Below are 25,345 nucleotides of genomic sequence, written 5' to 3'. Positions count from 1 at the left end.
ACGCTTGATGCACCAACCCAACCCGGCAGGTGACCGATGGACTATCAAGACATCCTCTCCGAGGTCGACTCCTGGCCCGTCGAGGAACGCCTCCGGCTGGTCCAGGATCTTTGGGATCGAATCGCCATCGAAGATGACGACCTGGAACTGACCGACGCGATGAAGGCGGAACTCGATCGCCGAATCGAGGAACTGGATCGGGACCCGGGCAGTGGCATCCCCTGGGAGGTGGCCAAGGCCCGAATCCTGGGGCGTCTTCGTTCGAGCACGTTTGACGCAGGCGAAGTCGAAAAGGCCTGGGACGTCGAACTGGCCCGACGCGTCGAAGACATCGAATCCGGACGCGTCGCGGGGGAGCCGGCCGATCAGGTCTTCGCCGATCTGCGCAAACGCTTCCCTTGATGTCGCGGGGTGCCTGTGGTTGGCTTGCCAACCACGGTGCCGGTGAGCCTACCGGCGGGCCCAGCCCACGGCCCCGGAGAGCCACCGTTGCCGACGCGTTGGGCCGATTCTCCGCCCCCGGCACACAGGCACCCAACCGGATCGGCCAGGCACGCAGGTTCCGTGGTTGGCAAGCCAACCACAGGCACCCGGCGTCCTCGCCCATCATCCGACCATCAAGCTCCACCCCGGCGGCGTGACCCGAATCGATCGGATCATGCCCCTGTTTTTTTGCTTGCTTCGCGGGTAGCTCCCCCTTAGAAAAGGACTTCCCGACGCGCCCGGGTCGTGGTTCGCTGAAGGCGAGGGTGCGTCGCGGTCGGTGGCCCGGTCAGATTCCACGGGCGGGGAGAGCGGGACGGATGAGCGATCAGAACCTCGGCGGTCGCGTACGCGCGGCGCTGGAAGCGGGCGAAGGCATCTTGCGGCTGGCCCCCACCTGGGTCCCGCGTTCGTTCCTGATGCCCGGACGCCGGCTCAAGCTCGCGAGCCAGGACCTGTATGCCCTGGGCACCCACCGCGGGGGGATCGACGAGCGTTGGTTCGGCTCGACCACCGTCGCCGCCAACGAAGGCGCCCCGCCCGACGAGGGGTTGAGCTACGTCGTCCACGAGGGCGGCAAGTTCACCCTGCGGGACGCCGTGGCCGAGGCCGGCGCCGAGATCATCGGTTCCGCGATCTGGGACAAGTACAAGAAGTGGCCGGTCTATAGCAAGTTCTTCGACAACATGGGGCCCATCCCCCACCACATGCACCAGACGGCCGAGCAGGCCGCGCTGCTCGGGCTCGAAGGGAAGCCGGAAAGTTACTACTTCCCGCCCCAGCTCAACTGGACCGGCAACAACTTCCCCTACACCTTCATGGGCTTCGAGCCCGGCACGACCAAGGCCGAGCTGCGGCAGTGCCTGGAGCGGTGGGACGAAGGGGATAACGGCATCCTCGACCTCAGCAAGGCCTACCGGCTCAAGCCCGGCACCGGCTGGCTGATCCCGCCCGCCGTGCTCCACGCCCCCGGCTCGCTGGTGACCTACGAGCCGCAGTGGGGCTCGGACGTCTTCGGCATGTACCAGTCGCTGGTGGAAGGCCGCCGCGTCCCCTGGGAACTGCTGGTCAAGGACGTCCCCCCGGACAAGCACCGCGACCTCGACTACATCGTCGACCAGCTCGACTGGGAGAAGAACGTCGACCCGGACTTCAAGGCGAACAACTACCTGGAGCCGATCGTCTACGCCGGGTCCGAGGCCGAGGGCTTCGTCGACAAGTGGATCGTCTACGGCACCGTGGACGGCAAGCAAGTCTTCAGCGCCCGCGAGCTGACGGTCTACCCCGGCGGCTCGACCACGATCAAGGACGCCGGCGCCTCCGGCCTCGTCGTCACCCAGGGCCGCGGCACGATCGGCACGCTCGACGTCGATTGCCCGGTCTTCATCCGCTACGGCGAGGTGACCAAGGACGAGGTGTTCATCTCCGAGAAGAGGGCGAAGGAAGGCTTCGCCGTCAAGAACACCGGCACCGAGCCGTTCGTCAGCCTCCGCTACTTCGGCCCCGACGTCCACTCGGACCTCCCCAAGATGGGCGACTACAAGAAGGCTCGTTGATCGCTCATGGACGCCTCGCCGGACGCCAGCTTCGGGACGCTCGACCTCGACGAGGGGATGCTCGGGCTGATCAAACCGGAGCTGGCGCCCGGCGAACGGCTCCTCTGGGCGGCCCGCTCCTTCCCGAAGCGAAGGGTCCTCCTGGGCTCCGAGGCCGTTTCGGTCTACTGGGCCCTGGGACTGTTCGGCCTGAGCGTCGTGCTCTTCTTCGCCCTGTCCTGGTCGCAGATCCGGTCAGGGGCGGGCGAGGGTCTTTTCATCATCCTGGGGACGATCTCGGCCGCCGCAGGCCTGATCGTCGGAATCCACGCGATCGGCAATGTTGTGGCTCGTCTCGTACGCGAGCGTCGGACCGTCGGCGAGGTTTATGCCATCACTGACCGGCGAGCCATCTTCTGGGGACGCGGTGACACGCCGGGGGCGATCGAGGTCTCGATTCTGCCACGCGGGACGATCCTGGCCACCGCGATCCGACGCACCCAGTACCCGGATGGATCGGGCGACCTTCACCTGAGCGACTACCAATATCGTGGCAAGTTCCGGGGCGTGGCCCACGTACGAAGCGTCGAGAATCTGGTCCGAACACACCTCGTGGCCGACCACGATGAGACGATCCGCACGACAGACTGGCCGGACTAACCAATCGACATGACAGGGATGGTAGGCTGGGTCTGGACCCAGCTTACGGCCCTCACCAGACACGACGCTTCGCTTCGTTCAATGTCAGCTGGGTCTCGACCCAGCCTACGCCCTCCAAAGACCCACCTCCGCCTCAGGGACCAAGACCATGAGCACCGCCGCCAGCCATGCCAACAACTTCCCCAAGCTGCACAACGCGGCGTGGCCCGGCGTGGTGGGCAAGGGGGAAGGGTCGGAACCGGCGATCCCCCTGGACACCCTGCTCGACTGGACCGCCGCGGCGGAGGTCGACGGCGTCAAGTTCGACGGCGTCGACCTGTTCCTGTTCGACCCCCACGTGAGCATCGACAGCTCCGACGACGACCTCAAGTACCTCGCCGATCGGATCCGGTCGCGGGGGCTGACGGTCGGCTCGGTGGTCGCCCCGGTGTGGCCCCCCACGGGCGGCGGGTCGGCGATGGACGAGGGGGAAGGCCGGACCAACTTCCTGAAGCAGGTGCACAAGGGCTGCCACATCGCCCGCCGGTTGCGCGAGCTGGGCATCCGGCCCTATGGCGTGGTGCGGATCGACTCGGGCACGGGCCCCGGCGACTGGGCGGCCGACCCCAAGGGGCAGGACAAGATCGCCCAGACCTTCAAGGAAGCCGGCAAGATCGCCCGCGACCACGGCGAGAAACTGGCCGCTGAGGGGGAGATCTGCTGGGGCGGGATGCACTCGTGGCGGAAGATGGTCGACCTGCTGGAGCGGGTGGGCGAGCCCGAGACCGTCGGCTTCCAGGCCGACATGGCCCACACCCTGCTCTACACCCTGGGCGAGAACGCCCCCGAGGACCGCATCCTCCCGGCCGGGTATGACTGGAAGGATGGCGCCACGCTCGACGCCGCCCTGAAGACCCTGACCGACGCCCTCCGCCCCTGGACGATCGACTTCCACGTCGCCCAGAACGACGCCACGGTGTTCGGCTCGGGCTCGCACGACCACACCGGGCGCCACTGCCAGGCCACCGACCCCAACGGCAAGCTCGACATCCCCCGCCACGCCGGCTACTGGCTCCGCGACGAGAAGGGCCAGTTGACCAAGAAGTTCAACCACATCTGCTGGGACGGCTGCATGTTCCCCAACGAGGTCATGGGCCGGCCCTCGACCTGGAACGACATCCTCCGCACGATGATCGCCGTCCGCGACCAGCACGGCTGGCAGGCCTGAACCCCGCCGACGTGGTCCACACGGGAGTCACGACGATGATCCAGATGATCATGATGGGGCTCCTGGTGGTCTTCGTCGGCGCGGTGGCCTATCAGTGGGAGCAGTTCAACCGCCAGAGGCGGATCGACGAGGGACTGGAGTCGCCCGGCCCCGTCGGCCGCTACCAGCCCATCGACTCCGGGGGCGAAGGGATCGTGATCCTCGACACCGCCACCGGGCGGCTCTGGCAACGGCCGCGCGGCGGCGAGAAGGCCGCCTGGGAGGAGTGGACCCCGCCGGTGCGTCGGCCCGAGCCGAGCCCGGCGAGCAAGCCGCCGGCCTGGGACGAATTCGGCCCCAGGCCCACACCGACCTCTCGGGCCCACGTCCCGACGACCCTGCCCTCATCCGGGGCCATCCCTTGATCGCACACCACGGCAACATCGGTGATGCCCCGGGCACACCGCTCACACCGAGGAGTCTTCGATGAGTCGACGGGCCCTGGCAGCCACCCTCATGACGGTCGGATTGGGTTCGCTCTGCCTGTTCCCCTTCGGGGTGAAGCCGACCGACGCCCAGGCTCCGCCGGCCCAGTCGCCCTCGGCCCGCGTCACGGGGGGCCGCTATCAGATGGTCGGCATCGGTTCGGGCAATGGCTACATCATCGTGATCGATACCGAAACCGGGCATTGCTGGTCGAAACCGCCACACCTCGCCGGGCAGCCCTGGCTCGACCTCAGCTCCCCGGTCCAACCCAAGTAATCCCGCCCCCATCGAACCTTTCTCGCACCCATCGGGGACATCATGGCCGCGACGAAGAAACCCCTGAACATCGGTCTGGTCGGCTACGGCTTCATGGGCCGGACCCACTCCAACGGCTACAAGCGCGTCGGGGACTTCTTCGACTCCGGCCATCGCCCGGTCCTGAAGGCCGTATGCGGACGGAGCCAGGAGGCCGCCCAGGCGTTCGCCGACCGCTGGGGCTACGAGTCGGTCGAGACCGACTGGCGCAAGCTGATCGCCCGCCCCGACATCGACGCCATCGACATCTGCACGCCCAACAACTCGCACGCCGAGATCGCCATCGCCGCCGCCGAGGCCGGCAAGATGATCCTGTGCGAGAAGCCCCTGGCCATGGACATGGTCGAGGGCCAGAAGATGGTCGAGGCCGTGGAGAAGGCCGGCGTCCCCAACACCGTCTGGTACAACTACCGCCGCGTCCCGGCCGTGACCCTGGCCAAGCAGTTCATCGAGGAAGGACGGCTCGGCCGGATCTTCCACTACCGGGCCAACTTCCTCCAGGACTGGACCATCAATGCCGAGCTGCCGCAAGGCGGCGCCGGCCTCTGGCGGATGGACGCCGCCGCCGCCGGGTCGGGCGTGACGGGCGACCTGCTCGCCCACTGCATCGACACCGCGCTGTGGCTCAACGGGGCGATCACCACGGTCACCGCCATGACCGAGACGTTCGTCAAGGAGCGGAAGCACAACCTCACCGGGAAGGTCGAGCCGGTCACCATCGACGACGCCTGCTCGTTCCTCTGCCGGTTCGACAACGGCTCGCTCGGCCTGTTCGAGTCGACCCGCTACGCCCGCGGCCACAAGGCCCTGTACACGTTCGAGATCAACGGCGAGAAGGGCTCCCTCAAGTGGGACCTCCATGACCTCCATCGCCTGGAATACTTCGACTACGGCGACGAGGGGATCACCCGCGGCTGGCGGTCGATCCACGTCACCGACCCCGACCATCCTTACATGAAAGCTTGGTGGGTGCCCGGCCTCCAGATCGGCTACGAGCACACCTTCGTGCATCAGGTGGCCGACTTCCTGGCCGGCCTCGACGGCGGCAAGCCGACCAGCCCGACCTTCCGCGAGGCCCTGGCGACCCAGGCCGTGTGCGACGCCGTGCTCGACTCGGCCGAACTCGGCCAGTGGCAGACCGTCGTCCCGGTCTGAGTTCGACCCCGACCGGAGCGATCATCGACCGTGAAGAATCCCACGGCCAAGATGGCGACCGGGGCCGCCTTCATCCTGGGCGGCTCCGGCCTTCTCGTGCTGCTCTATCGCCGGACGGCCTGGGCCCTGGCGCGGACCATACCGCCCGGGGCCCGACCCGGCTGGAGGACGATCCTCCCCGAGCAATTCAAGACCTACGCCGAGGGGATCGACTCCTGGATGGCCTCGGCCCTGATCGTCGCCGGGCTCTACCTGCTCGCCCAGGGCTATCGCGGCTGGAAGTTCCGGCGGACCTTCCTCGACCCGCTACGCGGGGTCCCGACCATCCCGCAGGGCGACCGCGGGGCGATCCAGGAGCCTCGGCGCTGAGGATCGAGCGCCCGCCCGACCTCGCACCCCGTCGCCCGATGCAATCGACCTGGTGAAACGGAACGGGCCGGGGACTGGTGAAGCCAGCCCCGGCCCGGATCGTTTCGGCGATCGCTCGATGGATCAGACGCTGACGGCCTTGCTGCGGCCGGCGCGCTTGCGGCCTTCCTCGGAGAGTTCCTTCTTGCGGAGGCGGATCTTCGAGGGCGTGATCTCGACCAGCTCATCGGCCTCGATGTATTCGAGGGCGTATTCGAGCGACATCAGGCGGGGGGGCTTGAGCAGGACGTTCTTGTCCGAGCCCGAGGCCCGCATGTTGGTCAGCTTCTTTTCCTTGCACGGGTTGACGGTCATGTCGTCGCCGCGGGCGTTCTCCGCGACGATCATGCCGGCGTAGATGTCGTCGCCGGGGGCGATGAACATCGTGCCGCGCTGCTGGAGCGAGTCCATCGCGAAGGCCACGGCCTGGCCGTTGACCATGCTGATCATCACGCCGTTGGCCCGCTTGGGGATGTCCCCCTTGAAGGGCTGGTACTCGTGGAAGTTGTGGTGCATGATCGCCTCGCCCTGGGTGCCGCTCATCAGGCGGTTCCTCAGGCCGAGCAGGCCGCGCGCCGGGATCACGAATTCGAGGTGGGCGTAGACCCCCTTGACGTCCATGCGGAGCATCTCGCCCCGGCGGGCGCCGACCAGTTCCATCACCGGGCCCATGTGGGTCTGGGGGACGTCGACGACCAGGTACTCGAACGGCTCGTGGAGTTCGCCGTCGATCCGCTTGAGGATCACCTCGGGCTTGCCGACGGCTAGCTCGAAGCCCTCGCGTCGCATGCTCTCGATCAGGACCGAGAGGTGGAGCAGGCCGCGGCCGGAGACCATGAACGAGTCGCGTTCCTCGGTGGGCTCGACCCGCAGGGCCACGTTGGACTGCAGCTCGCGGTCGAGGCGGTCCTTGAGGTGGCGGGAGGTGAGGAACTGCCCCTCGCCCACCAGAGGCGAGTCGTTGACCGTAAACATCATACTCAGGGTCGGCTCGTCGACCTCGATCCGAGGCAGGGCCGACGGGGCATCGGTCGAGGCCAGGGTGTCGCCGATGTCGACGCCGGCGGCGCCGACCAGGGCGATGATGTCGCCGGCCTCGGCCTGGTCGACCTCGGTCCGCCCGAGCTTGTCGAAGACGAGGACGCCGTCGGCCGTGCAGGACTTCTGGACCCCTTCGGCCTTCATCAGGACGATCTTCTGCCCCTTCTTGACGGTCCCCGAGGCGATCCGGCCGATGGCGATCCGGCCGACGTACTCGGAGAAGTCCAGCGTGGTGCAGAGCATCTGGAACGGGCCTTCGGGGTGGACCTCGGGGCCCGGCACCTTGGCCACGATCAGGTCGAGCAGGGGCTTGATGTCGCCCGAGGTCGCCTTGGGATCGTGCGAGGCGAACCCGCCCTTGCCCGACGCGAAGATGTAGGAGAAGTCGAGCTGCTCCTCATTGGCGCCGAGGTCGACGAAGGTGTCGAAGATCTCGTTGAGCACCTCGTCGGGGCGGGCGTCCGGGCGGTCGACCTTGTTGATGACCACGATCGGCCTGATGCCGTTGGCGAACGCCTTGCGGAGCACGAACTTGGTCTGCGGCATCGGGCCTTCGAAGGCGTCGACCAGCACCAGGGCGCCGTCGGCCATCTGCAAGGTCCGCTCGACCTCGCCGCCGAAGTCGGCGTGCCCGGGCGTGTCGATGATATTGATCTTGGTCGACCCGTGATTGATCGCGATGTTCTTCGCCAGGATCGTGATGCCGCGTTCCCGCTCCTGGGGGTTGGAGTCGAGGATGCAATCCTGGGTGAGCTGCACCGCCCGGAACTGCCCGGACTGCCGCAACATCACGTCGACCAGGGTGGTCTTGCCGTGGTCGACGTGCGCGATGATCGCCACGTTTCGAATGTCTTCGCGTCGGATCATGGGATCGAGTCCGCCGTGTGGAGTGGCGGGCCATCTAGGAATAGGATGGGAGCGTCGGAGGGCTTGGGACGGCCAGGATCTTGATTGTACGCATGTTTGTCGATTCAGACAAGCTCGGTTGCCGCGAGCCTCGCCCGCCCGGTCCGTTTCCCCCTCCGCGGGCGGGCCCAGGAGCCCCGCCCGGCCGGCGTCGGGCCCGGGGCCGCCGATCAGGCCCGTTCATATCTTCATGGCACGCCGCTGCACCCTCCCCTCCCTCCCCGGCCCGGGCGTCCGCCGCGCGGGGGCCTCGGCCGTCAGCGGCCCGTGCGGACCAAATCCGCGAGCCGGGCCCGGCCCGGGGTCTGCCAGGAGCGGAGGCCGAGCGAGGCGCGGTCGCCCTGGGAGAGCAAGGGCCCCTGCCTGGCCAGCCGGAGGAGGTGCCGGGGATTGAACGCCGGCTCGGCCGCCTTGAGCAGGACGACCACCCCCGCGACCTGCGCGGCGGCATTCGACGAGCCCGAGGTGATGAGCCCATCGGTGAAGTCGACCCGGGAATCGGCGATCACGGCGTCGGGCTTGATCCGGCGGTCGAGGGTCGGGCCCACCGAGGAGGAGGGGCTGGCGTCCCCCACGGTCAGGACGCCGGAGTGATCGGCGGGCGGATAGATCTCCGACCGATTCGAGGCGTCGAGGAAGGTCACCGCCTCCTCGGGCGTCGTTCCTCCCGGGAGGACGAAGGTCTCGCGGGCCGCCGTCACCAGGATGCGGATCCGGTCGGTCTCCTCGAATCGGCCCGCCCGGGCCCGGACCCGGATCCGGTAGGTAGCCTCCGGGTTGGAGACGACCGGCAGGGCGGGCAGGTTGGCCAGGACGACGCGCTCGCGGGGGTTCCGGGTCTCGGCGTCGGTCACCTCGCGATCGCCCGAGGTCTGGACCTTCTCGCCCGAACCGACCACGCGTCCGGAGGGGTCCTCGACGAACAGGTCGAGGTCCTTGTCGGTGCCGGCGTCCTCCTCCTCGCGGTAGTCGTTCCAGGTGAGCGTGACGATCACGGTGTTCTCGTCGACCCGGTTGCGGAACCGGATCGAGGCGATGTCCGCCCCGTCCCGGAGCCGGAGATAGCCATCGCTCAGGGGGCGGACCGGCGCCGTGAAGACGCGCCCCCCCTGGTTGCCCGACGCGTTGATCCAGAGGATACCCCGGCCCACCGCCTCGTCGACGACGTGGTCGATGGGCCCCCGCCCATCGCCATTGCCCCCCCCCTCGAACGATCCGCTGAAGAGGATGACGTCGACCTGCCGTTCGATCGCGTACCGCACCGCGCGGCGGAGCATGGTCGGGCCGTTGGCGTTGAGCAGCACGAACTGGGGACCGCGCGGCCTCGACCCGGTCATGGCCCAGATGATCTGCGCCATGTCCCGGCCGTGGCGGTTGCCCGGCTCGAACCCCTTGCGGTACTCGGGATCGCCCAGCCCGTTGCGGCGGACGAACTCGGGGTCGTAATGCTCGATCAACTCGGTGCCATCCGGGAGATAAGGCCGCCCCGGGCCCATCCCCTCGAAGCCATAGTCGAGGACGGCGATGCGGATCGCGTCGACCCGGGCGAGGTTCTCGTATTCGGGCGTCAGCCCGAGGCGTCGGCGGAGGCCCGCGGCATCCGCCAACCGTGCGACCCGGACCGGGGCGGTCGGCGGATCGGACGGCGGGGCCTGGCCGAGCCCGGCCGGCCCGGCGATCACCGCGAGAACGAAGCCCAGGGCCGGAGCGATCCTCATCCGCGGCCTCCCCTCAACGCACGACCCCTCGCCGATCCGGAGGACGACGAGGGGCCGGGTTATCGTGCCATCCCGATGCGCGGGCGATCATCACCAGCAGCCGTTGCCGATCCCGATATTCAGGGCGAACCCGCCGTAGCCGTAGCTCGGATACCCATAGCCGTATCCGCCATAACCCAGGCCATATCCGCCGTAGCCAATCCCATAGCCGGCATAACCCAGGCCGTAGCCGCCATAGCCGAGGCCATAGCCGCCGTAACCCAGGCCATAGCCGAGGCCGTAGCCGCCCAAGCCCAGGCCCAGCCCGAAGCTGCTGAAGCCGAAGCCTCCATAGCCGCGCCCGTAGCCGAAGCCGCGGTAGCCGAAGCCGCCGAAACCGCGGTAGCCGAAGCCGCGGTGGCCGAAGCCGCCGAAACCGCGATGGCCGAAGCCGCCGAAACCGTGGCGATAAGCCTGGGTGGGCGCCTCCCGGTCGAGTTCGCTCGATCGGGGAGCCGCCGGCTCCGACACGGCGGGGGCGGCGTTTGCGACGGCCGCAGGACCCACGGGCACCCGCGACTTCACCCCGAATTCGGAATCGAGCTCGCCGGCCATCGCGGGCGCCGCCGCGAGCAAGGCCAACCCCAACCCGATCCTCATGCCACGCCGAATCATGGTGCCTCCTCTCCGACTCGCGGACTCATCCCTCGCCGAATCATCATAGGGCGGGAAACCGGGGCCGAAAAGCCGACCGCCGCGAATCGACGCCCGGTGATGCCCCAGGCCACCGCGGGCGAGCCGCCGGGCGGCCCCAGGAGGCGGTCATCCTTGGATACGATCATCGATCCCCCCCGGTTCGCAGGGGCCCTCGCGCCGCCCGCCGGACGTCGCGGCGAATGGGGCCGAATTATCGACATTCGTGCCCCGAAACGTTTGACAATGCCAGGGCTGGATTTCATAATCGAGAAAATTACCCATTTCCCCCTAGTTACCGCTCCAACCCCTTTTCACCATCACGCCTGGTGACAATCCGGGTTTCGCATCCTAGATTTCCCGGGGCAGAATCCGGCCGCGAGCATCCCGGCCTTCGGATCCACCGAGCCTGATCGAACGGTCCCCTCTCGACTTCCATCGTCGCTCAGCCCCTTTCGAATCGGCGACGTCGAAGCATCCTGAAACCCGCACCCCGATTGCAGAGGATCGCAGCACGATGAGACGCGCCAACCGCGGTCATTGGATCGGTCCGCGCGCCGAGATTCTCGAAAGCCGTCGCCTCATGGCCGTCTCGGCCTCGTATCTCGGGCTGACCGACCTCGATTTCGCGGGCCCGACCGCGTCGATCGGACCCGGCGGGGTCCGGAACCTCGAACTCAAGGTGAGCCTCCCGGCGGGGGCCGACGGCCGTGGCGGGACGTTGGATTCGGTCCGCATCGAGGGGCCCGACGGCACGCGCTGGTCGTTTGGGGACCAGACGCGGGCCGATGCGGCGATCGTGGTCGACCCCGCCCCATTCGCCCCGGGCGATGCGTTCCGGAACTACACCCTCTACATCAGCCCCACGGTCCAGGTCGTCGACGAGGTGACGGGGGGCGTCGCGATGGTCACCCTGCCCCGGGCCACGCTCGGGCCGACCTCGGTGGTCTACGACCCGGCGACGGGCGAGTATCGCCACGGCTCGCCGGGCCAGACCAGCCAGCTCCGGCTCTCCGTCTCCTACCGGACGGCCGGCGGGGGCGCGGCCCGCGACTCCTGGGCCACCAACCCCGCCCTGATCGTCGCCGTCGACGACCTGATCGGGCAGGACCTCGCGAGCGCCCCGCCGATTTCGCCGCCGATCGCTTTCGGGGCCTATGCCGCGACCTATGCCGGCCAGCTGCCCGACGGCCGGGCCCGGATCGCGCTGGCGGGCCTGCCCGCTGGCACGACGATCGACACGTCCAGTCTGGTGCTGACCGATACCACCGGCCGCTACTGGACCTACGGCTCGACCAACGGCCGGTGGGAACTCGGGGCATCACTCGCCTATTCGACCGATCGGACCGCGGCGAACATCGACTTCGCCCCGCTCCGGGACGAATCCGGGACGACCATGACGCTGTCCTTCCGCTCGGTCGGGAATGCGACCCAGCACATCATCGACGTGGCCATCCCGGCCGATTCCGGGATGGACCTGAACCGTCGCGACGGCGGGCCGATCGCCGCGTCCGCCCCCTCCGTGACGATCGCCCCGACCTCGGCCGCCACGCCGAACATGGTCAGCTACGTCGACGCGGCGGGGCGGACCCAGGTCGTCGACATCCAGACCCTGCTGAACCCCGGCTCGCCCTATCGCAACATCACGATGACCGCCGGGTCCACCGGCGGGGTCTACACCCTGGACCGCCGGCTCGACGTCCGGGCCGGGGTCAACCTGAAGGCGGCCAGCCCCGACGTGACCCTGAACTTCACCTTCTCGACGGTGGTCCAGGGGGCGATCAACATCTATTCCAGCCACGTCACGCTCGACGGGTTCAAGATCCGCTTCGCCCAGCCGACCGTCAACTTCACCTACGGGGGCTGGGCCGACGCCACCAGCGTGGCGATCATCAGCAACCGCCAGGACAACAGCCAGGTCCCGCGCGTCGACCTGAACCTCCTCAACCTGGACATCCAGGCCCCGTTCGTCCCGTTCGGGGCCAACCCGTCCCAGAACTACGCCATCAGCACGCTCGCCACCTTCGACAGCGGCCCGTACGCCTCCGGGGTGATCTCGGGCAACACCATCCGGGGCGGCGTGGTGGCGGTCCAGGGCGGGCCGTGGACAATCAGCGACAACAAGGTCCTGGGGGGCGTGGCGGGGACCGTCTCCGACACGGCGTTCTCGCTCTACAGCTCGCACGACGTCCGGATCAGCGGGAACCTGGTCAGCAACGCCGGGGCCGACCTGATCGCCACCTCGGGCGTGAAGACGGGGGCGATCGACCGTTTCCTGACGGCCAACAACGGCTCCTACGGCCTGACGATCATCGGCAACACGGTCACCGGCAACGTCGGCCTGATCCCGCCCAACCCGGGCGGCTATTCCGAGGGGAACCCCCGCAATAACCCGGAGATCATGGTCTTCGAGGGCTACGGCAAGCTCTTCGAAGGGAGCCTGGCGGCGACCCGGGTCTCCTCCTCGGCCGTGGCCTCCTACGACCGCCGGGTGATCACCATCGCCCGGAGCCAGACCGATCGGTTCGCCCCGGGCGCCGGGCCGGTGGTCCTGGTGATCCTGAACGGGCCGCTGGCCGGCACGTCGATCCCCCTGGTCCAGTACCTGGTCAACCCGGACAGCACCAACTTCGTCCTGGCCTCCCCGCTGCCGGCCGGCACGTTCGACTTCTCGCTGGTCCCGGCCCACAACCACCTCGACGTGCTGGGCAACACGATCGACGTCCGGGGGACGGTCTCCACCGGGCTGGTCCTGTCCGACTCGATCCTCAACGCCCGGGTCTCGGGCAACACCTTCCTCGGGGACCGGAGCATCGAACGCGATGGCAACGGCAACCACCTGACCAGCCAGGCCATCCGGTTCGAGGTGTTCGTCAAGTACGACGACCACCGGGCCAACCAGTATCTCCCCATCGAGGCGACGATCGAGCACAACACGATCATCGACGCCCTGGGCGGGGTGAACATTTATGTCGAACGCGGTTTCGCCCCCTCGTACGGGCGGACCTACGGCTTCCTCCGGTTCAACGACAACGCCTTCCAGTATTCGTATCAGAACCCGACGATCGTCCGGACCCAGTTCGCGGACTCGTACGCCCGGGTCGTGAGCCAGGCGATCGTGCCCCACGCCGAGGCCTCCCGGTTCCTCGACCCGAGCACGATCCGGATCACGTCGTCCAACAACACGGTCGCCTGGGAGGGCGTCGAACCCCCGCCGAGCTACACCTCGATCGCCTCGGTCACGATCAACGGCGTCGCCTACGGGCGACCGGCCCCGCAGCCCATCGACCCCCTGGTGACGACGCGGGCCGTGCCGCCGGTCGTCACCCCGACGGTCGATCCGCCCCCGCCGACCCCGCCGTCGGGGCCCATCACCCCGACGGTCCCGGCCCCGGTCGATCCGCTGCCCGCCCCTCCGACCCCGCCCGAGCCCCCCGCGCCGTCGCCGATCGGGATGAAGCCGCCGGGTGTGTTCCTGATCCCCCCGGCCGGGGCCCCGGGCCTCCCCGCCTCCCCACCCGCCTCGCCGATGATCCAGCCGCCGTCGGCCCTGCTGGCCCCCGGGGCGCAGGACGAGGCCGGGCCCCTTCCCGATCCGGCGGAACTGGCCGCGTGGCCCTCGGCCCCGGAAGTCGGGAGCACCGACGAGGGCTCGGAGGTCTCCGCTTCCTCCCTGCCCGCCGCGGCCAATCCGTCCGCGATGATCGCCGCGAGGGCCCTGGTGCCCGCGAGCGTCGGGCGGTTCTGGAAGAATCTCTGGAAGCCCGCCGGGCGCGGTCGTCACCTCTTCCTGTTCGCCTCCCGGCCGATCGCGGCGCCACCTCGGGCGATGCGGACGGCACGCCAGGGATCGGCGGGGCGGAAGGCCGGGAAACCCGGCCGTTGACCGGAGGGCGTGGCCGGGATCGGATTTCGCCGCCGCCGGCTTCGGCGCGGCGGCCGGACCCGATAGGATGACTCCCATCGCATCGCCGGCCATCGAAGGGGTGTCGTCGGGGGGATCGCCCCGACGCCCGCCTCGGGCCGGCGACCCCGGAGCCGCCCGATGCCGCAACCACCGACCAAGGGCCCGAAGCGGCCCGCCCCGACGCCGCAGGCCGCCCCCCCGACCCCGCCGCCGCAGGCCGCCCCCAGGCCGGCCCCGGGGCGACCCCGCCCGCCGATGGCGGCCCCGCCCCCCCGAGCGATCGCCCCTCCGGGCGTCCCGCCGGTCCTGCCGACCTCGACCACGACCGGCGACGTGGGCCTGGGCGTGGCCGTCTCGGCCGATCCCGGCACGGGCACCGTCACCGCGCGGAAGGCGGGCGGGCTCCGCGACCTGGCCATGGACGTCGACCCCGACGTCATCGGGGTCCGCGGCGCCCTGCAACACCTGGCCAAGGCGATCAACATCGCCTTCCAATCCGACTTCGGCGAGAATCACCTGGAGTCGGTCTACCAGGCCGCCATCGTCCGCCGCGGCGAACTCTACATCATCCACCGCGACTATTTCGGCTATCGCGACACCTGGTTCGGCGACTTCGGCCGCCTGCTCCGCTCGATGTCCCTGAGCCTGGAAGGGCCCGACCCGGCCTCCCCCGAGGGGCGGAGCCGGATCCTCGAAAAAGGCCCGTCGACGATCCGGGGCCTGTTCAACCTGATCGGCCGGAAGCTCGACCTGGTCTCGGAGTTCGAGAACCGCGTCCCCGCCTTCGTCGAGCAGATGCTCGACCGGCTCGAAGCGACCGGCATCATCGTCGGCTGGGATCGCGAAGACTGGGAGATCTCCACGACGTCGATCGGCCTCGACGTCCGGATCTCGCCCCGGGCCCGGGAGCAGGAGTGATCCGCCCCGGGCCGGGGCCGGGCCGGTCGCCTCGCGATCAGCCGCTGGGCTTGCCGTCGGCCTCGCCCCGGGCCTGGAGCGTCGGCTTCACCTCGTCCGGGAAGGCCCGCCGGAGGTCGTGGGGGTCGATGACGACCTGATCGCCGACCTCCAGCCCGCTCAGGACTTCGGCATAGGCGTCGTTCATCAGCCCCAGCTCGATCGGCTTCCACTCCCATTCGGTCCGCTCGGGATTGGTGGCGACGGCGACGAACTTCCGCCCCCGGTTCCACCGGACCGAGGCGATCGGCACCCGGGTCACCTCGGCCCGCCGGCCGACCAGGAACGAGATCTCGGCGGTCAGGCCGCTCCGGAGCCCTTCGAAGGCCCCGTCATCGATCGTCACGTTGACGAAGTAGACCCGGGTGTCGGAGAAGGGCCCGGCCCCCGGCGCGGGGATCGCGGTGATCTCGGAGACCGAGCCGGCCAACTCCCGATCCGGGAAGGCGTCCACCTTGATCATCGCCCGCTGGCCGATCTGCACCTCGCGGATCTTCGACTCGTTGACGCGGGCCTTGACCCGCATGTGCCTGGAGTCCGGCAGCTCGAAGATCGCCTGACCCTCGCGGACCGTCACCCCTTCCTGGATCACGGTCGAGCTGGTCCGCCACCCATTGGAGGGGGGCTGGGCATAAACCACGATCCCATCGCTGGGGGCCCGCAGCGTGCAGTTGGCGACCATCTTCTCCAGCCGTTCGAGCCGGTCGCTCTCCAGCTGGAAGGCCCCTTCCTGGGCGAGGATGTCGGCCCGATTGGCCTCCAGCTTCGCATCCAGGGTCTTGAGCAGCTTGGGCGCGGTGTACTTGACGAGCCGCTCCTGCATCGCCCTGGCCTCGTCCAGCAGGATCACCGCCCTCTGGTGGGCCAGCTCGTCGGCGAGGTGCTGGGCGGGCGAGCGGAACCCCTTGGCGACGGCCTCCTTGGACCAGTTGACGTTGCGGAGCAGACGCTTCTCGTCGGTGATGCAAGCATTCAGATACTGGTTGATGAGCATCTGGTCCTGGGGCAGGATCCCGTCCTTGTACTCGGTCCGGGCGACCTCGTTGACGCCGAGGATGGCCTTGGCCTGGTTCACGTAGGCCTTGGCCTGGTCGTACTTGATCCGCTGGGCCAGCACCTCGTCCTTGAATGCGGCGGAGTCCAGCTCGCAGACGACCTCCCCGGCCTGGACGGGGGTCCCCTCGGGCTTGATCCAGAGGATGCGGGTCGATCCCGGCTTTTCGGAGTCGCCGCCGCCCCCGCCGCCCCCTCCCCCCGAACCCTTCGACCCTGGCGTCGGCGCCTTGATCGTGACCCGGAGCGGGGAATATGGGGTGACCTTCATCGTGAAGCTGGCGATCTGCGGGCGGGTGAGCGTGCTCGCAGGCGTGGCCCCCCCCGAGCCCGCGCCCCCCGACGAGCCCCCCCCGGCTGATGCGGAGGAGGCCGAGCCCGCCCCCTTGGTCATACCCTTGGCCCCGCCCCCGCCCTTGGCGACCCCGCCGCTCGCCTTGGCCGGGGTGGCCTGGGAATACTGGGTCCCGCCGCCCGACGATCCCCCCCCGGAACCTCCCGACGATCCGCCCCGCGACCCGCCCGAGCCCGACCTGCTGCCGCCGACCATCCCGATCAGGGCCTCGACCTGGCAGCGGACCGTCACATTGCTGGCGCTCTCCAGGGTGCCCGTCTCGGTCACCAGCGCGGCCATGTCGCCCCGATCGACGGAGACCGTCTTCAGGCGCTCGACCGGGGCCTGCCACGCATGCGAGGGGCGGTATCCCGCCCTCCAGAAATGCACGCCGAGCATCACCGACGCCGCGATGGCAGCGACCGCCAGGATTTTGAGGATCGGCCCGCGACGCGACGTCTTCGGGATCTCAAGATGGGCGGGCGGGGGGGAGTTCAAGGACATGGCGACCCCATGTTGATTCGATCCAGTCGCCGAACCCGACGGCGGCAGGCCGGCGGATCGGGAGGCGGGCGAGAGAAAGTCCATGAAAATCGTATCTTCTGGGCGTCCGACCGACAAGCACCGCGGCCGGTGCCACCGCCCCGGACGGGTGGGGAACCGGCCTGCGCCATCGTGCGACCTTTCTTAATCGGCGACAATTGTCAACATTCGGGCCCAAAAACACTCCGGCGCCCCCCGACCGGCCGTGGACATTCGGTTGAAGCATTTTCGCAGCCTTTATGGGTCGCGCCATTTATTCGGGGAATCCCGATGGATCCGAAAAATCTTAGTCCCTTGTACCGGGACGTGACCTAGTGTTAGATTGGCGGCCGAACGAACAGGAAGGTTCGCCTCCCCCTCGTCTCGCTGTCTTTCCCCTCGATCAGGCAAACCGCGCAAAGGCCGTCCCCGAAGTGCGGACGTAGCCGGGTTTGCCGACACCCCCCGAACAAATCAAGTCCAACGGATGGACGCATCGACTTTCCGCAAGAGCCGGATTGGGCGATGGGTAGCTCCACGCCCTCGGTTGCGGCCGGTCTCATCGTGATTGGCACACTTCGTCGACCGATTCAGGTGCATCCATGCTGGGCTTCTCTTTCATGACGCGCAAAGCGGGCGTTCGACCTCGCACTTTGAAAACCAGGTTCGCCCCCGTCGGGGAGGGCCTGGAACAGCGGCAAATGCTTTCCGGTGCTGGGGTTAACTACACGCTGATGGGCGGCCAATGGGAGAACCCGGAGCGGATCACGTTCAGCTTCGCGCCGGACGGTGTGCACTGGGACCGGGGGATCAACAACATCAATGAGCGGATGAACGCCCAGTTCGGCGGCTCCGCCTGGAAGGACCAGATTGCCAAGGCGCTTCAGACGTGGGCGGCCTCGGCGAACCTGGACTTCACCCTGGTCGGCGACGGCGGCTACGACTTCAACGCGTCGGGCAACTCCCAGGGGGATTCGCGGTTCGGCGATATCCGAATCGGCGGATACGCCTTCCCCGAGGCGACCACCCTGGCCCGCACCTACGGCCCGCCGCCCAACGGGACCACCGGCGCCGGCGACGCGGAGTTGAACACGTCGCACAGCTATGCGGCCGGCGCGCAGTATGATTTCGGCACGATCATGCTCCACGAGTTCGGCCATTCCCTGGGCCTGGGCGAATCGCCCCAGCCCCAGGCCGCCATGTACATGTATTATTCCGGGATCAAGCAGTCGCTCACGACCTACGACATCGAGGGGATCCAGTCGCTGTACGGCCCCCGCCGCCCCGACTTCTACACCGCGGCCGGCCTCGGCGGCTCGGCGTCCTCCTCGATCGACGTGTCCCCGGGCCTGAACACCGACCGGCAGGTCAAGATCGACGGGTTGCGGCTCAACGCGATCGGCACCACGCAATATTTCTCGGTCGTGCCCCCGACCCCCGGCTCCTCCCTCGTCGTGACCGCCCTGGCCTCGGGGGTCAGCCTGCTCAGCCCGAAGGTGACCGTCACCGACGCCGCCGGGAACGTGCTCTCGGCCAATGCCCAACCCTCGCAATACGGCAACGACATCCAGGTCGTGATCCCCGGCGCCATCGCCGGCCAGCGCTACACGATCGCCGTCCAGGGGGCGACCGACGACGTCTTCTCGGTCGGCACCTATGCCCTGGCCGTGGGATTCGTCGGTGGCCAACCGCTCCCGCCGGCCCCGGCCCCCTCGAACCCGTCCCCGGTGCCGGGGCCGCCCCCGGCCCCCTCGAACCCGTCCCCGGCCCCGGCACCGACCAACCCCACGCCGATCGTGGCCCAGATCCCGGCCGATCGATTCGAACCGAATGACTCGACCTTCGCCGCGACGAACCTCGGCGGTCTGGGGCAGACGGTCATCAACGGGCTGACGCTCGACAGCGCCGCGGACGCGGACTACTTCAGCTTCACGGCGACGCAGGCGGGGACGGTGTCGGTCGCATCGCAGGGCACCCGGATCCTCGTGATGAACGCCACGGGACAGATCGTGGCCGCCGGCGTCGGCCTGATCGGCTTCACCGCCGAGGGGCCGGGGACCCGCTATTCGCTGATCTTCGTCTCCCCGGATGGCCAGGCGGTCGCCAGCTACGGATTCTCGGTCTCCGTCACCCCGGCCTCCAACCCGATCGCTCCGATCCCCCTCCCGGAGGCGCCCCCGGCGAAGCCGCTGACCAAGGCCCAGAAGGCGGCCCAGGCCAGGGCCGCCCGCAAGGCCGCACGGCTCGCCGCGGCGCAGGCCGCCGCCCGGAGGAAGGCCGCGCAGAAGGCGGCCAGGCTGGCCGCGAGGGCCCTGGTCAATCAGGGGCTCTCCAGAAATCGTTGAGCGATCGGGCCGGCAACGCCGATGTTGCCACTCGAGATCGTTGGGCGGGGCGCGTCGGCCCTAAATTCGCAGCCGATCGATAAAATCTGTTGATCTCGATCGGCCCCGACGCCACCATAATGGGGAACCGGCCCGAATCCCCTCACCGCGGCCGGACCGTCCGACTGATCCTCTCCGTTCCCGATCGAGTCCCCAGCAGGAGAAGGCGATGACTGAGAAGAAGACGGTGTCTCGCCGTGGTTTCTTGGAGACCACGGGCGCGGCGACGGGGGCCCTGCTCAGCACCGGTGCCTTCGCCCACCCCGCTATCGGGGCGGTCAAGGGGGCCAACGACCGCATCAACTTCGCCATCCTCGGCCCCGGCGGTCGTGCCCAGGCCCACATCGGCCACCTCCTGGCGATGAAGAAGGAAGGCAAGGCCGTCGACATCGTCGGCGTGGCCGACGTGTGGGACGGCAACAAGGAAGTGGGCCGCGGCCTCTACCCGTCGGCCGACCGCTGCGGGATCGACAGCAACGACAAGTCCAAGGTCACCAAGGACTATCGCAAGCTACTCGAGTCCAAGGACATCGACGCGGTCGTGATCGCCACGCCCGACCACTGGCATGCCAAGATGGCCATCGACGCGATGGACGCCAAGAAGGACGTCTACTGCGAAAAGCCGATGTGCCATACGATCGACGAGGCCAAGAAGATCACCGAGACGCAGGCGCGGACCGGGCAGATCTTCACGGTCGGCGTCCAGTCGACGGCCCATCCGATCTGGCGCAAGGCCAACGAGGTCATCACCTCCGGCCGGATCGGCCACGTCCTCCAGGCGCAGACCAGCTACTACCGCAACAGCTCGATGGGCCAGTGGCGGTACTACAAGCTGACCGAGGACATGACCCCCAAAACGGTCGACTGGAAGATGTTCCTCGGGACCGAGTTCGGCCTCGCCCCGGACCAGCCCTTCAACCGCGCCAAGTATGCCCAGTGGCGTTGTTACTGGGACTTCGGCGGCGGCATGTACACCGACCTGTTCGTCCACCAGCTCACCCATATCCTGCTGGCCATGGGCGTGCGGTTCCCCCGCCGCGTCGTGGGCGCCGGCGGCCTGTATATGGAATATGACGGCCGCGACGTCCCGGATGTCGCGACGGTGGTCGCCGACTACGACGAGGGATGCCAGATCATCATCTCGGCCACGATGTGCAACGACGTCCAGCTCGGCGAGGTGATCCGCGGCCACACCGGCACGATCGCCTTCGAGGGGGGCAACACGTTCCGCATCAGCCCGCAGAAGATCGAAGGCCAGCCGGCCCCTCCGGGGTCCAACAAGGCCGTCGGCGGCGAGGAGGTCAAGGTCGACTTCAACGCCGGCGGCGACCGCGACACCCGCGCCCTGTGGGATCACTTCATCGAGTGCCTCCGGTCGCGGAACGCCGAGACGCTGTGCCCGGCCGAGACCGGCTATGCCGCCATCGCCACGGTCAACCTGGGCGTCGACTCCTACCGCTACGGCAAGGCCTACTACTTCGACAAGGCCGACGGCAAGGTCTCCGAGGCCGACAGCTCCTGGTCCAAGAAGTGGGAGAAGATCAGCCACGAGCGCGGCAAGCCCGCCCAGGTCCCGGGCTGGAAGGCCGACCCCCTCGAAGGGTCGACCCTGACCCCGAAGGACTACCAGAAGCTCGAGGGTGACTGGATCGACGGACGCGACCCCGCCAAGAGCGTCTGATCGCCGAATCCATCGATTTGCCCCACCGCGCGGCCACGACCGAACCCCTTCGGTCGTGGCCGCGATCCGTTGCGCCCGGCCCTCGCAACTCGCCCGGCCGGCCGGTCATCGCAGGCCACCCCAACCCCTTGACCCGACCCCCGCGATCCCCCTAGCATGGCGTTTCATATGTCTGGCTCCGACGATCTGGAATCCCCCGGACGACGTCGCGGCACCGGACCATCGCACTCATCGAGTCGGCGCACACAATGACCAACGCCCAGGCCCAACATCCCTCCTCCGACGATGGGAAGGACGAATCGACGACGTCCGCCGAGTCGGCATCGGCCTCGCCCAAGGCGACCCCGGCGGAACCGATGACCCCGGCCCGCGTGTTCGAATGGAACTCGTACTACGACCTGTATGTCGCGGCCGGGGTCCTGCTCCTGGCCTTCCTGTCGTCGGCCAACCGGCTCCAGCCCGAGAACTCCGTCCTCTGGTCCTACCTCCACGCGGGCCGGCAGATCTCCGAGGCGGGCCGCCCGATCGTCTCGGACCTGACGTCGATCGCCGGCCAGGATCGGCGTTGGGTCAACATCCCGTGGCTGTTCGAGTGGACACACTACCAGATCTACGCCGCGGTCGCCCGACTCCTCCCGCCCGACCCTTCCCCGGACCTGGTCAGCAAGATCGGCCGCGGGGCCACCGGCGGGATCGGCGTGCTGATCGCGCTCGCCGCCCTGGCGCGGGGCCTGACGGCCTTTCTCCTGCTGAAGTTGCGGCGGCCAGGCCCCGGTCTCTGGTGGGTCTCGGCCTGCGTCGCGCTGGCATTGGGCGTCTTCCTCGTGCCCATCGAAATCATCACATCCATCCCCGACGATGAGGGGACGAGCCGCGTCATTCGCACCATCGGGGTCCAGTTGGGCGGCCTGGCCCGCCCCGCGATGGTCTCGCCGGGGGCCTGGGGGCTGCTCCTGTTCGCCGCGGAGATCCTGCTCCTCGACCGGGCGTTAAGGTCCGTCCGGCCCGGGAATTTCTATCTGCTGATCCCGTTGTTCCTGCTCTGGGCGAACCTCGACGACACGTTCTCCTACGGGCTCGTCGTCCTGGCGGGCACGGTGCTGGGATCGGCCTTCGAAGCGAGGAAGTCCGGGGGGGCCGGGCCGTCGCGCCTCCGCCCGAGCCTGATCGCCCTCGCGGCGTGCGTGCTGGCGACGCTGGTCAGCCCGTCGCACGTGTTCGGGCTCGCCGCGAGCTTCGACTCGGTCCTCAGCAAGTTCGGGATGGACTTCGGCCCCCAGCCCCCTTCGCTGCTGAACAGCGCCCTCGCGACATGGCCGAATCGTCTCTTCTTCGGCGGCCTGCTCCTGATCGGACTGCTCTCGTTCGCGATCAACCGGCGAAACTTCCAGCTGGGTCGGCTCCTCGGCTTTTTGGCCGCGACCCTGATGTTGGCCATGTCGCTCGCCTTCCTGCCGTTCTTCGCGATCGCCCTGGCCGCGGCCCTCGCGACCAACGGCCAGGAGTGGTATCTCGACACCTTCGGCGCGGAGGGCAAGGTCGGCACGGGCTGGCGCGTCTGGTCGACCGGCGGTCGCCTGGTCACGATCAGCTTGCTTTTCCTGGCCATCACCCAGGGATTGACGGGATGGGGCGGCCAGGCCGATGATTCGGTCTATGGCTTCGGATTCAACCCCGACGATTTCCCGTTCGAGATGACCCATGCCCTCGAATCGGCCCAGATCGAGGGGGGCATCCTGAACACGACGCTCGCCCAGGGCGACCTCCTCGCCTGGCGCGTCGCCCCGAAGCGGAAGGCCTTCATCGACAACCGGCCCCACCTCTACAAGCTCAGCGACTTCCGCGAATGGGAGGACCTGCGGCTGGCGATCCGCGACGACGACGTGAACCGGTGGCGGCCGGCCCTGGACAAGTACAAGGTCAGCACCATCCTGATCCAGGCCGCCAACGCCCCTCGTACCTACACCCGGCTGATGACCAGCCCGAACTGGATCCCGTTCTACGACGACGGCCTGGTCCAGATGTTCGGCCGCTCCGACGATAAGGTGCCCGCGGGCGACCTCGCCTACTTCAAGGCGAACCGGCTCGACCCCGACAAGATGGCCTATCAGACGCCTCGCGAGGTCCCGCCCCTCCAGAGGACGCCCACGGCGACCTCGGAGATCGACGCGGTCTTCCGTAATCGCGTGAGCGTCCGGACCCAACCCCACGTCGAGGCGGCGTTCCACTGGATGTTCCCGGCCGGGCTCGATCCGGCGAAGCCGTTCCTGCCCGATCCGGCTCGTTGTCTGCTGGCCATCCGTGAGGCCCGGATCGCACTGGTCGCAAAGCCCGACGATCCCCTGGCGTTCCAGAGGCTCATCGATGCGTACCGGCTCCTGCTCATCCAGGAGTCGGCGTTGATCAACGGCATCGCCCTGACGTCGGACAACATCGCCAAGATGAGCCAGGGACCCCAGCAGACCAGGATCCTCGCCATCCGCTCGCGGCAGCTCCTGACCGCGATGAACTACGCCATCCAGACATTGCCCCCTCCGAAGGACGCGAATGAGCGTCGCCTGCTCTCGGGGCTGAACATGTCCATGGCCCAGCTCTATCTCCAGATGGGCATCCTGGACCTCGCCCGCGACCGGTTGCTGGCGATCGACCTCAGCCATAAAGAGGAATTCGCCGAGGCGGACTTCATCACCCTGACCCAGCAGCTCAACGAGTTGAACCAGAGGATCCGCCAGATCGAGGCCCAGATCCGGGACATGGTCATCCAGAGGAGGGCCTCGCCCCAGGAGAAGGCGGGATTCGCCCGCTCGCAGGGGGCCTATGGGCTGGCGATCCGGGAGTTGGAAGAAGCCGACCAGTCGGGCGGCGGCAATCCGGCCAGCATCCGCCCCGGCTTGCTCGACCTCTATTGCGAGACGGGTCAGCCGGACAAGGCTTTCGACCTGCTCGGCAACAGCAACAGCGACGACCCGACCTTCAGCACGGGCGTCGGCACGTCCCCCTTCCGGCAGGGTCGCGTCCATTTCCTGCTCGGCAACTACACCAATGCAGTCCTGCTCTGGGCGAGCAAGGCGATCCCTCCCCTCCAGGTCCAGCGATCGTTCCAGGCCCTGACCACCGCCCAGATGATCCTGACCGGGGAGCCGATGTCGGCGACTCGCACCCTCATGGACATCCCCGAGATGATCAGCCAGCAGGCCGAATGGGAGTTCGAGACGGCCCTGGCCGCGCTCGAAGGGGGCATCGCCCCATCGGTCGCCGCCGAGCACTTCACGAAAGCCCTGGAACTCGAGCCCGACCTGGCGATCCGTCCGGTGATCGCCTACTATCTCGAAAAGCTCGGCAAGCCGGTGCCCCCCGCACGAACGGTCGCCCCGGAAGAAAAGTCGGCCCCTCCGGCCCCGGCCCCTCCGACCCAACCCGAGCCGGAGGCCAAGGAGAAGCCCCCCGAGCCAGCCACGCCGACGGAGCCCAAGGAGAAGGCCACCGAGCCGGCCCCTCCGACGGAGCCCCCGCCGCTCTGAGGCCCTCGACGCGCGCAGTTCGGCGGGGGATGCTTGCACCAGCATCCCCCGCCCGGGCCTCGGCTCCGCATGGCGGAGTGGGCTGCTCAGTTATAAATAAAGACCCAGCGATTCGCGCAATAGGAGAGGACCACGTTGGTCCCGGATGGGGGGATTCCCGCCCCCAGGTTCAACGCGAGCACGGTGGCCGAGTCGGCCGTGATGGTCCCCAGCCCCCCCTCGACCTCCGCCCCCAAAACCATAATCGGCCGGCAGGCGAAGAAGCGTTGGGCGGCCGTGGGATAGGTCGTCAAGGCCTTGGTCTGGGCCACGATCAGCGGTGAGGCGCTGGCGGCGGCCCTCCCCCCGGCGATCGCCGATTCCTGGGGAGCGGGATCGCGGCTTCGCAGCCTCGTAGCCTCAATCCTCGGGTCGATCATCG

General features: G+C 68.4%; 18 protein-coding genes. 13 read left to right on the top strand and 5 right to left on the bottom strand.

All coding sequences use genetic code 11. The features are described from left to right. Positions 1-36 precede the first annotated feature (36 nt). From TA3x_RS11550 to TA3x_RS11515, 8 genes are all read left to right on the top strand, one after another. Positions 37-402: an addiction module protein gene (locus TA3x_RS11550; RefSeq protein ID WP_435021317.1), complete on the top strand. Its 366-nt coding sequence runs from the start codon at positions 37-39 to the stop codon at positions 400-402. A 401-nt stretch (positions 403-803) separates the two neighbouring features. Further along, positions 804-2,039, top strand: a complete 1,236-nt coding sequence (locus TA3x_RS11545; RefSeq protein ID WP_435021315.1) for a hypothetical protein — start codon at positions 804-806, stop codon at positions 2,037-2,039. Positions 2,040-2,045: 6 nt separating this feature from the next. Then, complete coding sequence (locus TA3x_RS11540; protein ID WP_435021313.1) at positions 2,046-2,678, top strand: hypothetical protein; 633 nt, start codon at positions 2,046-2,048, stop codon at positions 2,676-2,678. A gap of 148 nt (positions 2,679-2,826) precedes the next feature. Then, entirely contained in the window at positions 2,827-3,885 is a 1,059-nt protein-coding gene (locus TA3x_RS11535) for a sugar phosphate isomerase/epimerase family protein (RefSeq protein WP_435021312.1), read from the top strand. A gap of 35 nt (positions 3,886-3,920) precedes the next feature. Beyond that, complete coding sequence (locus tag TA3x_RS11530; protein ID WP_435021310.1) at positions 3,921-4,289, top strand: hypothetical protein; 369 nt, start codon at positions 3,921-3,923, stop codon at positions 4,287-4,289. A gap of 61 nt (positions 4,290-4,350) precedes the next feature. Continuing rightward, the gene (locus TA3x_RS11525) at positions 4,351-4,626 is read left to right on the top strand and encodes a hypothetical protein (protein WP_435021308.1); all 276 of its coding nucleotides are present in this window, start codon (positions 4,351-4,353) and stop codon (positions 4,624-4,626) included. Positions 4,627-4,668: 42 nt separating this feature from the next. After that, on the top strand, positions 4,669-5,820 hold the full coding sequence (locus TA3x_RS11520; RefSeq protein ID WP_435021306.1) for a Gfo/Idh/MocA family protein: 1,152 nt from the start codon (positions 4,669-4,671) through the stop codon (positions 5,818-5,820). Between the two features lie 30 nt (positions 5,821-5,850). Continuing rightward, a complete protein-coding gene (locus tag TA3x_RS11515) occupies positions 5,851-6,189 on the top strand; it encodes a hypothetical protein (RefSeq protein ID WP_435021304.1) in 339 nt (112 codons plus the stop codon). Positions 6,190-6,312: 123 nt separating this feature from the next. Here TA3x_RS11515 and typA read toward each other — a convergent pair whose 3' ends face one another. From typA to TA3x_RS11500, 3 genes are all read right to left on the bottom strand, one after another. After that, the gene (typA, locus tag TA3x_RS11510; protein WP_435021302.1) at positions 6,313-8,136 is read right to left on the bottom strand and encodes a translational GTPase TypA; all 1,824 of its coding nucleotides are present in this window, start codon (positions 8,134-8,136) and stop codon (positions 6,313-6,315) included. Positions 8,137-8,432: 296 nt separating this feature from the next. Continuing rightward, positions 8,433-9,893, bottom strand: coding sequence for a S8 family serine peptidase (locus TA3x_RS11505; RefSeq protein WP_435021300.1), 1,461 nt, complete (start codon positions 9,891-9,893; stop codon positions 8,433-8,435). Positions 9,894-9,983: 90 nt separating this feature from the next. Next, entirely contained in the window at positions 9,984-10,514 is a 531-nt protein-coding gene (locus TA3x_RS11500; RefSeq protein WP_435021298.1) for a hypothetical protein, read from the bottom strand. A 568-nt stretch (positions 10,515-11,082) separates the two neighbouring features. Here TA3x_RS11500 and TA3x_RS11495 point away from each other — a divergent pair. Then, a complete protein-coding gene (locus tag TA3x_RS11495) occupies positions 11,083-14,451 on the top strand; it encodes a hypothetical protein (RefSeq protein WP_435021296.1) in 3,369 nt (1,122 codons plus the stop codon). 159 nt (positions 14,452-14,610) lie between these two features. Next, positions 14,611-15,390 (top strand): hypothetical protein, encoded by a 780-nt coding sequence (locus tag TA3x_RS11490; protein WP_435021294.1) that lies wholly within the window; start codon positions 14,611-14,613, stop codon positions 15,388-15,390. A gap of 37 nt (positions 15,391-15,427) precedes the next feature. On the opposite strand, the gene TA3x_RS11485 is transcribed toward TA3x_RS11490, so the two are convergent. Next, positions 15,428-17,320: an efflux RND transporter periplasmic adaptor subunit gene (locus TA3x_RS11485; RefSeq protein WP_435021292.1), complete on the bottom strand. Its 1,893-nt coding sequence runs from the start codon at positions 17,318-17,320 to the stop codon at positions 15,428-15,430. A 719-nt stretch (positions 17,321-18,039) separates the two neighbouring features. Here TA3x_RS11485 and TA3x_RS11480 point away from each other — a divergent pair. The 3 genes from TA3x_RS11480 (at position 18,040) to TA3x_RS11470 (ending at position 24,924) form a co-directional block, all read left to right on the top strand. Beyond that, entirely contained in the window at positions 18,040-19,683 is a 1,644-nt protein-coding gene (locus TA3x_RS11480; protein ID WP_435021290.1) for a matrixin family metalloprotease, read from the top strand. A 208-nt stretch (positions 19,684-19,891) separates the two neighbouring features. Then, positions 19,892-21,403, top strand: a complete 1,512-nt coding sequence (locus TA3x_RS11475; protein WP_435021288.1) for a Gfo/Idh/MocA family protein — start codon at positions 19,892-19,894, stop codon at positions 21,401-21,403. 248 nt (positions 21,404-21,651) lie between these two features. After that, on the top strand, positions 21,652-24,924 hold the full coding sequence (locus tag TA3x_RS11470) for a tetratricopeptide repeat protein (RefSeq protein WP_435021286.1): 3,273 nt from the start codon (positions 21,652-21,654) through the stop codon (positions 24,922-24,924). A gap of 86 nt (positions 24,925-25,010) precedes the next feature. On the opposite strand, the gene TA3x_RS11465 is transcribed toward TA3x_RS11470, so the two are convergent. Then, positions 25,011-25,343, bottom strand: a complete 333-nt coding sequence (locus TA3x_RS11465) for a hypothetical protein (RefSeq protein WP_435021284.1) — start codon at positions 25,341-25,343, stop codon at positions 25,011-25,013. Between the last annotated feature and the right edge of the window lie 2 nt (positions 25,344-25,345).

Origin of the sequence: Tundrisphaera macrotermitis (assembly GCF_051175315.1) — a bacterium.
In the GTDB taxonomy this organism is placed as follows: Bacteria; Planctomycetota; Planctomycetia; order Isosphaerales; family Isosphaeraceae; genus Tundrisphaera.
Note: the sequence above shows the minus strand (reverse complement) of the source record. Positions and strands in the feature narration are given on the sequence as shown.